Raw genomic sequence first — 11,929 nt, forward strand, 5'->3', positions numbered from 1 at the left:
AGTACGGCCGCGCCTCATCCGGTCGCGCGAGCGAAACGGTATGTCCGGCCAGGTCGGAGACGGTGCGCACGGGCGAGTCGGCGCGGACGACGAACTGGAGCTAGGTCGCGTACACCCTGCCGATGGCGCGCAGGGGCACCGAGTGCGGGAAGAGCGTCGTGCCCTGCGCGGCCCGGGCGGTGTCGGTGAGGACGAGTGCGAGGTCGGCGCGGTGGTCGCGGAGCAGTTCGATGTTGGTGACGCTGCCCGCGGTGGTCAGGGGCCGTTGCTTGATCACGTTTCGTCCGGGGTGCTGTGCTGGCCCGTCCTTGGAGGGGACATCCCGGTTCGGGCAGGGGGCGGACGCAGTGGCAGGCACGGTCTCAGTGATCATGTGAGTGTCGAAGTCCCATGAACACCTGGCGAGTCCGTGCCTGCTCCTGCATCTTCTCCCATGCCCACCGCGCTGGCCCAACTGGGCCGGACTGCCGCGCCGGTCCCGCTGGCGGACGCGGTCGCGCTGTCTGGTTTCCTGGATCTGGTGCCCGACCCGCGAGGCGCCCGTGGCCGCCGCTACCGGTTGTCCGCCCTGGTCGCCGCGGCCGCGGCGAGTGTCCTGGCCGGTGCCCGCTCGCTCACCGCGATCACGGAATGGATCGGCGACGTCCCTGCGTGGGCCTGCCGGGTTCTCGGCTTCCCCACCGACCCGCTCTCCGGCACCGTGTCCGTCCCGCCCCCTCACACCCTGCGCCGTCTGCTCGTCCAGCTCGACGGCGACGCCCTGGACCGGGCGGTCGGCGCCTTCCTCACCGCCCGCGCCACCCCGGCCGGCCCCGGACTACGGGCGATCGCTGTCGACGGCAAGGCCCTGCGCGGCTCGCGCACCCACGTCACCCTGCTCGTCGCGATGGACCACACCGGCCACGTCCTGGCCCAGCGCCAGGTCACCGACAAGAGCAACGAGATCCCCGCCTTCCGGCCCCTGCTGGACAGCGTCTACCTGACCGGCACGGTCGTCACCGCCGACGCGCTGCACACCCAGCACGCTCACGGCACTTACCTCCGCGAGCGCGGTGCCCACTACATTGCCCAGGTCAAGGCCAACCATCCCAGCCTGTTCGACAGGTTCCGCCGCCTGCCATGGCGTGAGATCAGGCTCGACAACTACGACCGTACGCGGGCCCATCACCGCCTGGAGATCCGGCGGCTGAAGGCCGCAGCCTTCGCCCACCTCGACTACCCAGATGCCCGCCAGGCCCTGCAAGTCGTGCGCTGGAGGAAGGACTTCACCAGCGGCAAGCTCACCATCGAGCGCGTCTACCTGATCACCACCCTGCCGCCCGGCGCGGTTACCGGCGCCCAGCTCGCCGACTGGATCAGAGGGCACTGGAAGATCGAAAATCTTCTGCACCACGTCCGCGACCGCACGTTCCGCGAGGACGACTCCAAGATCCATGTCGGCCATCTCCCGCGCATCATGGCCGGCCTGCGCAACCTCGCCATCGGTGTCCACCGTCAGGATGGCCACACCAGCATCGCCGCCGCTCTACGTCACACCGCCCGCGACTGGCGAAGGCCCCTGGCTGCCCTCCGACTCACCGGATGAATCCGGACATACCTCGATCATGCAAGGGACCCTGGCCCCAGTGGTGCCGGACCTTGCCGAGCAAGGCTCGAATTCACGGCATGTCGGGGGCTTTGAGGGAGTTGCAGCCGTCGAAAGCGACGGTCCGCCAGCGCCGGTAGCACACGCCTGACGTCGAAGGGCGTGCCAGCGGCACCGCGAGCACATTGAAGAGCAGCTCCAACGGCTTTCGCCCGAGCCGTTTACGCAAGTGGCGCAGGGCTGCCTCCGAAGGGGTACACGGGTTCAGCCCGGACAGACCGGCCATGAGCTTGTCCCAGACGCGCTGGTACCCCAGGCCCGGGAAAAGTCCCAGAGCCAGCACGAAGTAGATACCGACCCGGGACGGAAGAGTACGCACGCGGCGCTGCAGGGTTCCGGTCTGCTCGAGTACGTCGTCCACGAGCTCGAAGGGCAGGAACTGGGTTAACCCGCCGAGGTGCCCGGGAGCAAAAGGCGCCGGCGGCAACGGTCGTAGTACGCGTCAAGGTGCGGGTGACAGACTGGCTCGGCAACGGGATCCTCTGAACGGAAGAAGTCTTGGTCGGCTTTCCTCCTGCCAGGGGATCCCGTCCTACGTGCCCCGAACTACGCATGCACCGACAGCCCTTGACGACGCGGGGCCAGCCTTGACTTCGTGGCATTGGTTCAACCGTTGGCTACGTACGCCGCGCGGTAGGAGTTCGCTGTAGTTTCGGGGACGCACGGGTCGGGTGGGACCAGCAGGTACCCGGCCGGCAACAGGCGAATGGGCTGGGCGCGCGGTCTGTGGCCTATTCGGGGACGTGGCCGACGGCGGCCTGGACTGGAACGTCCTCACTTGCCCAATAAAGCCGAGTCCTGGTCAGGGGGACTGCCTGGCCGGGATTTCGTAGGAGAAGGAAGATGGGCCGAGCCTCCCGAGATCGCTGACCAGTCAGCGACGGGACGAGCTATGACGGAGCAGCAATCACCGTCAGGTATTCCTCGGTGCGGAAGCCGATCGAGGAGTACACGGGCTCGCCCATCTTGGACGCGTAGAGGTAGGCCGTGCCGGCTCCTGCGGCGAAACCTGCACGGATCATCTCCAGCGTGACGGCTCGACCGTAACCACGCCGCCTGTAGCCGGGGAGCGTAGTGATGTTGAAAAGGCCTGTCAGATCACCAGAAGTGGCGGCCATGCCCGTTCCCACAGGCACGCCATCCAGCTCCGCAAGGTAGAACGTGACCCCGTCGATCTTCCCCAGGGACGGATCGGCGAGTACCCGGAACAGCTCGTGAGGCGCTTCGAAGCCTTCCGCCACAGTCCTGGCATACAGATCGAGCTCATCGACCCGCGCAACCCGTACCCGCAGGCCATCAACGACCGGCTCCGTCGGCAGTCCCTGGCCGGAGGGCCGGACCATGAGCGGCTCTCGCTCGAAATGAGTCAGGCCGTGCTGCGCTGCCGCCTCGGCGACGAGCGGACCCGGAACTCCCCGGACGTGGATACTCCACGGGAGCTCCCACGGGCTCTCCGCAGCCGCCAACGCCGTTATCTCCTCGGCGCTCGGCTCCAGGCTGGGACTGATGATCGCGTTCAGCGCGGCAATCGGTGCCCCCGAGATCGCAAGCACGGTGCCCTGCGGTCCCCTTCGGGTGCGCCCCGTAGTTGCAGCGGCCAGGTCCTCAAAAACTGCGGCATAGGCAGACGCAACAGGCATCAACGGGTCGTCAATTTCGTTCACGGGGCGATCCTATGAGCTCGTAACACGATCTTGTTGAGGTGTCCTGGCCGGGCGTGACCGATGTGACGATTCGGCCGTTCGGGACGGTGTGAGTACTCGGCCGTGGATCGTGGATGACGACTTGTGGACGCTGATCAAGCCGCTGCTGCCGCCCTGGCCGGAGCGATCACCAGGGCCTCGGCCTGTGCCGGACCGGCTGTGTCTGCAGGGCATCCTGTACGTGCTCCACAACGACATAGCCTGGCAACTGCTGCCCCTGGAGTTGGGGTTCGGCTCCGGACAGACTTGCTGGCGGCGTCTGGAGCGGTGGCAGCAGGCCGGGGTCTTCGACCGGCTGCACCGCATCCTGCTAACCGAACTGAATGCGACCGGCGAACTCGACTGGTCCCGGGCGTGTGTGGATGGCTCCCACATCCGTGCGAAAGAAGGGGGAGCCGACACCGGTCCGTCACCGGTCGACCGGCGGAAGACGGGCAGCAAGCATCACTTGATCTGCGACGGACGCGGCACCCCGCTCAAAGCCATCACCACCGCTGCCAACGTCAACGACGTCACCCAGACCCTCGCCCTGGTCGACGGCATCCCTCCCCTCGCCGGGCGTCCCGGCCGGCCACGCCGCCGATCCGATTCACTGCTCGGCGACAAGGGATACGACTCCAACCCCAACCGCGAGGAGCTGCGCAGGCGGCGGATCCTGCCGGTGATCTCCCGCAAGGGCGCCCCGAACATCAAGGGCCTGGGCAAGCTCCGCTACGTCGTCGAGCAGACCTTCGCCCTGCTCCACCGGTTCAAACGCCTCGCCGTCCGCTGGCAACGCCGAACCGAACTGCACAACGCCTTCGTCTCATTGGCCTGCGGCCTCATCTGCTGGAGACGGCTGAAGAAGCATCAATCATGATCGCGGCCTGAGTTTCGTGGCTACACCTCACACCACTCACCCAGAGGGCCGGCTGCCCGCGTCCGGGTGAAGTCGTGCACCAGGTCCCACGCACGATCGATATGCAGGACAAAGTCACTCTTGAACGCGGCGAGGTCGTCCATGATCGGGACTTCGACCTCGGCACCCGAGGGCGCGGTGCCGTCTCCTACGAGCAGAGACATCCGCTCAGCGTCACTCATCAGATGGACGACCGCGTGATCATCCCGGAAGGCCAGGGTCACACCACCGCGGCTCCCCGAAGAGCCACGGGCTGCTGTTCGACGGCTGGGGCGGGTGTCGCCTGGAGTACCAGGGCTCCTTCGCCCGCTCCTTCTACAAGAGCGACGCACAGCACGCCGGCCTGACGGACTCCCCCGCTGCTGCCCGGCGGCGGCCCGGTGCGGGCCCACGAGGTCACCGGCGACTTCGCGGCGCTGTTCAGCAGCCGCTCCGAGGCCAGCGAACTGATCCAGGAGCTGGCCTCCAAGGAGGGCCAGCAGAAGTGGGCCGACCTGGACGTCTTCTCGGCGAACCGTCAGGTGAGACCGGAGCACGGCAGGGTCGAACGCGAGATCTCCGAGCGGCTCCGGACGGGCCCGCGCTGCCTGGACGCCTCGGACGTCATGGCGCCCGCCGTACGGGACGCCTTCTACGAGGCCGTCCTGCAGACCATCGCCCGGGTCGCCGCGGGTCGGGACCCGGGCATCCTGCGTCTCCTCCAGGACGTGCAGCGGGTGCAGGACGCCCGGTCCGCGCGGGGCACCGACAGCAGAGCCGCTCCGCGGACGGTGTGCAGCACGCGGTGACGGGCTGCGCCACCGGGCTTCGTGGTGTGCGGCGGACCGGTTCGAAAGGGGGTACACCCGCCTGCACCGTCCGTTACAGTCGCTTGCTGTCGCTGCGGTTCGGGTCGTTGCCGCCTGGGGGGGGTGCCGTGGGCCGGTCAGGGCGTGTGGGGCTGGTGGTCAGTGCACGATGGCTCGCGTACGAAGACGATCAGGCATACCTGCACGAGGCCGCCGAGGTCATCGCGGACGCCCTGTACGACCCGGTCCTGGGGGCCTGCGAGCCCGCCGTCGCGGGGCTGCGGGTACTCCTGGACCCGACCAAGGAGGTCCTGGAGGAGCGGATCCGGGAGGCCTTCGCGGCCGCCTCGCTCGCCGGAGCCACGCTGGTGCTGTACCTGATCGGGCACGGGTCCTCGGACTTCGACGACGACCTGTACCACTTCATCCCGGCCGATCACCCTGTCAGCCTGATGGAACTGCCGGCCCGGGGATACCCGCTGGGCGCCCGACTGCGCGCCCTCCACGGCGAGTTCCCCGGCTCGGACGGCGTGATCCTCGTCATCGACACGTGCGAGTCGGGACGGCTGGCCGGTGAGCGAAGGTGGTCGATGCCGATGAAGCGGATCTCGGTGTCCACCGCCACCAGCTACGAGGCGGGCTGGAAGGCGCGCTTCAGCCGGGTGGTGGGCAGGTACCTGGAGTCCGGTATCGACGACGCGGGCCGGTACCTGAGGGCGTCGGACTTCCAGCGCCACATCCCGCAGTGGGAGGACCAGTTCCCGCACCACTTCGTCCACGACGAGAGCGACGATGCGGGTCTGTGGATCAGCGCGAACCGTGCGAGCCGCAAGGGCCTGGTGGCGGACCTGGTCGCCCGGGTCACCCGCAGGCAGGGCGGTCTGCACGAGATCCACCGCCGCTACCAGCGCCCCGAGGGCCACGATCCGGTGGCGCGGTCCGTGCGAGAGCACCGCAGGGTGGCCGTACTGGGGGCGAGCGGCTCCGGGAAGAGCGCCACGCTGCAGATGACGGCGATCGACCGCATCGATCCGGGCCGGGCGGGCCCGAACCCGGACCGGTCGTTGCCCCGTCAGGCGGTGGCGTTCTTCCCGATCGCGGCCGACACGACGCCGGAGGAGTTCGCCAGGGAGATCAACGAGCAGCTGTACATGTCGGCCCGCGAGGCCTTCCTCGAAGCGGAGGAATCCTTCCTGCAGACCATGCCGCAGGACGAGGTGGAAGCGCTGCCGGCCACCGAGCGCTGGCTCACCGGGCCGTTGCGGCACCTGCCCGGCGAGGTGGAGGTCCTCCTGGTCGTCGACGCGCTGGACCAGCTGCCCGCCGAAGCCGGGACGGCGGTGACGGCATGCATCACCGAACTCGGCGACGCGGACCGCTACGGCCACGTGAGCACGGTGGTGTCGGTCCGTCACCGGCCCGAGTACGGCTACCCCGCCATCGTCCCGGCCGGCTTCGCATGTGTCACGGTGCCACCGTCCACGGAGCGCCAGGTGCGCCGGTACGCGGAGCGCAGGAACATCCCCACCGACCGGGTCACCGACATCGTGCGGATCGCGGAGGGCAACTGGCTGATCGTCACCCTGCTCTGCAACGAGCTCAGCGGCCGCCCCGAACGCGAGACCGACCGTGACACGGGGCTGCCCACCACCCGCGAGGAGCTCTACGACCGGCTTCTGGCCCGCGCCCTCGGCGAGTACCGCCGCGAGCGACGCGAGGACGCCGACCGGCACCTGGCCGCGGTCCTGGCCGTGCTGGCCTACGGCGGCGAGAGCGTCCTGGTCCCGCTGGCGGTGCTGTGCGCCGCGTCCCTGCGCCTGGGCGGTCCGGCGACCGTCGCGGGCGTGCGCACGGCCCTGGTCGCCCTGCACCATCTGGTGGAGCGGGTCGAGCCGGGCACCGAGAGCGAGCAGCTCACCGCCATCCACCCGACCTTCATCCACCACCTGCAACGCTCGGGGCCCCCGGTGCTTCCGAGCGCCATCCGTGCCCACTCGGCAATCGCCGACGCCCTGGCTAAGCTCGCTCCCATGGCCGAGGGCAGGAACAGCGGCGATGATCCGGTGCGCGCCTACGCGGAGCGCAGCGAAGCCACCCACCGGTGGGAGGCGGGAGACCCCGACGGCGCCATCGACGTGTTGATCGGCCGTCCGGCGGCGCTGGCCGGGGAGAACAGGCTCCGCTGGGAGCGCTGGACCCGCACCATCACCGACACCTTGGGGCCCGCCGACCTGCGCAGCCTGCGGGCCAGGCGCGAACTCGCGTCCTGGACCAGCCGCTGCGGCCTGTTCGCGTCCGCCACCCGGCTCTACACCCAGCTCCTGCCCGACGTCACCCACGCCCTGGGCACCGACGACACCCTCTCCATGCGCGTGGAACTGGACGCGGCACTCACCCGGGGCGTCTCCGGCCACGCCTCGGAGGCCCGCGACCTCCTCCAGGACCTGGTGCCGCGCATCGGCGCGGCCCAGGGCCCGCACAGCGAACTCACCCTGGAGGCCCGGCACGCCCTGGGGAGCTGGACCGGGCTGGCCGGCGCTCCCCGAGCGGCGATGGACCAGATCCGCGAGGTCCTGCGGGACTGCCGCGAGCACCTGGGCGAAGAGCACGCCGAGACGCTGTCGTGCCGCAACAGCCTGGCCCGCTGGACCGGCGAATCCGGCTACCCCGCCCAGGCGGTCGAGGAGTTCGAGGCGCTGCTCCCGCTGCAGATCCGCCGTCTCGGCCCGCTGCACCGCGAAACCCTGCGCACCCGCTACAGCATCGCCTACTGGAACGGGGAGGCCGGACGGCCCGAGCGGACCCTCGCGCTCCTGCGCGACCTGGTGCAGCAGCAGATCGAGGGCCTCGGCGAGGACCACCCCGACACCCTGCGCACCCGGCACGGCATCGGGCTGTGGAGCGGTGTCAACGGCGATCCGGCCGAAGCCATCCGGATCCTCACCGACCTCATGCCCGCGCGCATCCGCGTCCTGGGCCCGGACCACCCCGACACCCTGCGCACCCTGAACAACCTCGGCCGGTGGACCGGCGTCATGGGCCGCTACGACGACGCCATCCGCGTCCTCGAGGAAACACGCGAACGCCGTACCCGCACCCTGGGCGCCTCCCACCCCGACACGATGCGCACCGTCAACAACATCATCGACTTCACCGGCGCGGCCGGCGATCCGGCGCGCGCCCGCCAACTCGCCGAACAGCTCCTGCCACTGCAGCAATCCGTCCTGGGCCCGCACCACCAGGACACCCTGCGCACCCGCTTCAACCAGGCCAAATGGCAGGCCGCACAGGGAGATGCCGCGGGCGCCCTGGCCAACCTGCGCGACCTGCTGCGCGACCAGCAGGCCGCCATCGGGCACGAGCACCCGAACACCCTGCGCACCGCCGAGGAGATCGCCGCCCTGGAGCAGCAGGCAGGCGCGTGAGCCCGCCCGCCACCTCACTCCTCCCGGTCCGCCTCCGCGTCGTCGCCGTCCGGCGCGCCCCGCAGCTCACGCAGGGCGCGCACCACATCGTCGCCCTCGCCCCGCAGCGTCGTCTCGCGCACCACACCGTCCGGGCCGGTGACCCGTACGGAGGTCTCCAGGGGAACCGACGCGTCGCGCGAGCGGGCTTCCCGCCGCGCGCGGACGACCATGAGCACCGCGTCCAGCGTTCCGGGGGCGATCTCCAGGAGGAACCGGAGCAACTCACCGCCCTGGCGGCCCGGCACGGAGGCGTCCGCCACCCGGTCCACCCCGCCGGACACGGCCGGAAGACCCACCAGGTCGCCCCGGATGTCCTTCAGCGCCCCGCGGACGGCCTGAACCGACTCGTCGGATACGACCGGCGAGGCGACCGCTATCTCCACCGACCAGGTGCCCATCGTGCCTCCGCCCTCCGCACCGCGACCCCTCCGGTGTCGCCGACCGCAACCATATTGGCCAACTCACCTCCTTGGACCGGCATTTCATGAACTCCCCGACCGAACTGGTCATCTTCGACTGCGACGGGGTCCTGGTCGACAGCGAACGCCTGGCCGTACGCGTCGACTCCGCGCTGATCACCGAGCTCGGCTGGCCCCTGACCCCCCAGGACATCGCCCAGCGCTTCGTCGGCCACTCCAGGCAGTACATGCGCGAGCAGATCGAACACCATCTCGGCCGCCCCCTGCCCGACAACTGGCAGGGCCCCTTCGAACAGGCCTACTGGGACCTGATCGACAAGGAACTCACCGCCGTGGACGGTGTCAGGGAGGTGATCGAGCACCTCGCCGTCCCCTACTGCGTCGCCTCCAACGGCAGCCACTACAAGATGACCCGCTCCCTGGGCCGCGCCGGCCTGCTGGCCCTGTTCACCGGGCGGATGTTCAGCGCGGACGACGTGGCTCGTCCCAAGCCCGCCCCCGACCTCCACCTGCATGCCGCAGCACGGATGGGCGTCCCTCCGCAGCACTGCGTGGTCATCGAGGACAGCCCCTTCGGCCTCGAAGGTGCCCGCACGGCCGGAATGCGCACCTTCGGCTACACCGGCGGGGTGAACACGGCCGAGCAACTCGAAGGACCCGGAACCCGCCTCTTCCAGGACATGCGCGAGCTTCCCGGACTGCTGGGCGACGCGATCCTGCCCGGCATCACCCGGCGTTGAGCAAGGAAGCGCCATGAGCTCCATATACGGCTCGGACGGTCGCGCCGCAGCCCTGCTGCGTCAGGTGCCGACGGCTTCCGAGATCGCGAACTGGCCACGCCGGGCACGCGCCGCGTCCCGCGCGTTCCAGGACGCCGCCCGGGTCCTCACCACCACGGTCCACGCCTGTGCCGTCGACGACCGCGTCGAACTCGGCGACAGATACGGCATGTTCGACCAGGTGCTCGTTGCCGCGCAGCGCTGCGGAAGAGACCAGTACCTCAGCGAGCCGCTCCAGCAGATCCACTCCGGAAAGGTCAGCCTGGCCGCTTGGACAGCAGCCCAGTGGGCCGGCGTGCTCTGCGACCGGAACGATCGATACCGCTTACGGGGCTTGATCGGCCAGGTCATCCACGAGGTCTGGCGGGCCGGGAGGGCACTCGACCTGGAAGTCCAGGGCCCTCCCGAGGGCGTCCGATCGGCGTGCGGGCAGCTGGCACGGCACATCCGGTACGAGGGCAACGTCCCGGACCCCGCCGTGGCCGGGGTCATCGCGCAGTTGTCCCGCGCCTACACGAGTTCCAGCCACTCCACTACCACCGCACACGGGATCCTCGCCGGCGCACTCGTGGACGCCGGCCGAAGCCACGACCTCGTCCACGGGGGAACAGGACGCTCCGGCCCCGGTGTGACCTTCTTGGGCGACGCGCTGATGTTGATCCTCCACCCGCCGCCGGGCTGAGCCGTCAGACGCCCGGCTCCCCGCCCCCAGGGTCAGGGCGCCGTCGGGCGCCAAGGTGATGTGCACACCGTGGCTGATCCGGTCGAGAGTGTGGCACAGCCAGCCTCGGTCCTCGGCCGGGGCGGGCTCCAGCCGCAGCCGCCGGACCTGGAACGGCACCATCCGCAGGCCGGTGAGCCCGCCCGTGTCCGGGGCCAGCGTGACGAGGTGGGCGAGACGGAGGTCGTCGCGATACTCCTCGTAGCCGGTGATCCCCTCGTAGTCGTCGATGAAGTCGCCGCAGCCGTACAGGATCAGCCGGCCCCGGTACACCTCGACGGGGCGGGGATGGTGACAGGAGTGCCCGTGGACGACGTCCACGCCGCCGTCCACGAGGGCGTGCGCGAAGCGGACCTGACTCCGGGGGACGAGGTAGCCCCAGTTGGAGCCCCAGTGCACGGACACGACCACGAGGTCGCCGGCGCCCCGCGCCCGGCGCACGGCCGTGACCACCTCCGCCGCCGAGGAGGCCGACAACTCGGGAACGAATGCGACACCCGGCCGGTCCTCGGTCGCCGCCCAGTCGGCCGGGATGCCGCTGGACCCCGCCCCCAGGGCGAAGACCAGGAGGCGGCGGCCGTCGCGGAGGGGGACCGCGGCCGGCGCGTACGCCTCCGGGGCGTTGCGTCCGGCGCCCGCCGTTCGCAGTCCGGCACGGTCCAACGAGGCGAGCGTCTCCGTCAGGCCGGTGCGGCCGAAGTCGAGCACGTGGTTGTTGGCCAGGACACAGACATCGGGCCGGGCGACGGCGAGTGCGGGCAGGTTGTCCGGGTGCATGCGGTAGTGGACCGCTTTCCCCGGTGCGAACGCGTCGCTGCGCGTCACCGACGTCTCCAGATTCAGCACTCTCGCGTCCGGCGCGGCCTCCTCCAGCAGCCGCAGTGCCTCGCCCCACGGCCAGCACGGGGCGACGGGAGCGGGGATCGGGCCGCCCGCCGACTCCGCCAGGCGAACGTAGGACCGGGCGTCCCCGCCGTAGTCCTCCCGCAGCGCCGGATCACCGGGCCGCGCGAGGATCTGGTCGACACCGCGCCCGAGCATCACATCCCCGCACAGGAACAGCGTCACCGTGCCGTCGCCCATGGCTCCACACTACGGAGCCGCACCGCCCCTCGGAGCGGCAGGGCACACCGGTCTCCGCCACACCGGCCGACACGTCGCCGTCCGCCGCTCCCGGCGCCCGGCCTCCGGGCCGTCGGCGAGCTGCACGGACAGCCTCCGGGATTTGTTGGAACGTCATGACAAAGTGATTGACATCCCCTGGAGGCCGCCCCATAGTACGTGTCACTAGAGCGCGCTAATAAAGCGCTCTAGCACAGAACCAGCCGCCGTCGGCCGCACCCTCTGGCCGTCGGCACGGAGCTCCACCCCCGCCTGTGCGAGGCATCCGGTCGGCCACCGGTGCCGAGCCCCCACCGCCGGCGGGCCACCGCTGTCGCCGTCGCGACGGCGGTGGTGATCCCTGACTCATCGACCGTCAGCCCGGCGCCGGAGCGTCCGCCTTCCCCG

10 protein-coding genes and 2 pseudogenes are annotated in these 11,929 nt (G+C 70.3%); 5 read left to right on the plus strand and 7 right to left on the minus strand.

All coding sequences use genetic code 11. The annotated features are described in order from the left end of the window. Nucleotides 1–100: 100 nt before the first annotated feature. Nucleotides 101–277 carry a hypothetical protein gene (locus ACZ4UV_RS41375; protein ID WP_451019256.1) on the minus strand — a complete coding sequence of 59 codons (177 nt, stop codon included), beginning with the start codon at nt 275–277 and terminating at the stop codon, nt 101–103. A 156-nt stretch (nt 278–433) separates the two neighbouring features. On the opposite strand from ACZ4UV_RS41375, the gene ACZ4UV_RS41380 reads away from it, so the two are divergent. Beyond that, on the plus strand, nt 434–1,585 hold the full coding sequence (locus ACZ4UV_RS41380; RefSeq protein WP_467845209.1) for an ISAs1 family transposase: 1,152 nt from the start codon (nt 434–436) through the stop codon (nt 1,583–1,585). 76 nt (nt 1,586–1,661) lie between these two features. Here the strand turns inward: ACZ4UV_RS41380 and ACZ4UV_RS41385 are convergent. After that, nucleotides 1,662–2,118 (minus strand): annotated as a pseudogene (locus tag ACZ4UV_RS41385) (transposase domain-containing protein); the annotation flags it as partial. Nucleotides 2,119–2,535: 417 nt separating this feature from the next. After that, nucleotides 2,536–3,309 carry a GNAT family N-acetyltransferase gene (locus ACZ4UV_RS41390; RefSeq protein WP_467845212.1) on the minus strand — a complete coding sequence of 258 codons (774 nt, stop codon included), beginning with the start codon at nt 3,307–3,309 and terminating at the stop codon, nt 2,536–2,538. A 106-nt stretch (nt 3,310–3,415) separates the two neighbouring features. Between ACZ4UV_RS41390 and ACZ4UV_RS41395 the strand changes: the two genes are divergently transcribed. Next, entirely contained in the window at nt 3,416–4,207 is a 792-nt protein-coding gene (locus ACZ4UV_RS41395; protein ID WP_467845498.1) for an IS5 family transposase, read from the plus strand. Between the two features lie 20 nt (nt 4,208–4,227). On the opposite strand, the gene ACZ4UV_RS41400 is transcribed toward ACZ4UV_RS41395, so the two are convergent. Beyond that, entirely contained in the window at nt 4,228–4,470 is a 243-nt protein-coding gene (locus ACZ4UV_RS41400; protein WP_451019385.1) for a hypothetical protein, read from the minus strand. A 156-nt stretch (nt 4,471–4,626) separates the two neighbouring features. On the opposite strand from ACZ4UV_RS41400, the gene ACZ4UV_RS41405 reads away from it, so the two are divergent. Together ACZ4UV_RS41405 and ACZ4UV_RS41410 are read left to right on the plus strand one after the other, a co-directional pair. After that, a complete protein-coding gene (locus ACZ4UV_RS41405) occupies nt 4,627–5,034 on the plus strand; it encodes a hypothetical protein (RefSeq protein WP_451019386.1) in 408 nt (135 codons plus the stop codon). Nucleotides 5,035–5,189: 155 nt separating this feature from the next. After that, nucleotides 5,190–8,459, plus strand: coding sequence for a tetratricopeptide repeat protein (locus ACZ4UV_RS41410; protein ID WP_467845216.1), 3,270 nt, complete (start codon nt 5,190–5,192; stop codon nt 8,457–8,459). A gap of 14 nt (nt 8,460–8,473) precedes the next feature. Here the strand turns inward: ACZ4UV_RS41410 and ACZ4UV_RS41415 are convergent, their stop codons facing one another. Further along, the gene (locus tag ACZ4UV_RS41415; RefSeq protein WP_451020313.1) at nt 8,474–8,899 is read right to left on the minus strand and encodes a hypothetical protein; all 426 of its coding nucleotides are present in this window, start codon (nt 8,897–8,899) and stop codon (nt 8,474–8,476) included. Nucleotides 8,900–8,985: 86 nt separating this feature from the next. Between ACZ4UV_RS41415 and ACZ4UV_RS41420 the strand changes: the two genes are divergently transcribed. Continuing rightward, nucleotides 8,986–9,660, plus strand: a complete 675-nt coding sequence (locus ACZ4UV_RS41420) for an HAD family hydrolase (protein WP_451020312.1) — start codon at nt 8,986–8,988, stop codon at nt 9,658–9,660. Here ACZ4UV_RS41420 and ACZ4UV_RS41425 read toward each other — a convergent pair. Both ACZ4UV_RS41425 and ACZ4UV_RS41430 read right to left on the minus strand, forming a co-directional pair. Next, nucleotides 9,647–9,946: a hypothetical protein gene (locus ACZ4UV_RS41425; RefSeq protein WP_467845221.1), complete on the minus strand. Its 300-nt coding sequence runs from the start codon at nt 9,944–9,946 to the stop codon at nt 9,647–9,649. The two genes, ACZ4UV_RS41420 and ACZ4UV_RS41425, sit on opposite strands and share 14 nt — an antisense overlap. 462 nt (nt 9,947–10,408) lie before the next feature. Next, nucleotides 10,409–11,503: pseudogene (locus ACZ4UV_RS41430) on the minus strand (CapA family protein); the annotation flags it as partial. Nucleotides 11,504–11,929 lie beyond the last annotated feature (426 nt).

The organism is Streptomyces sp. NPDC028289, assembly GCF_055565975.1.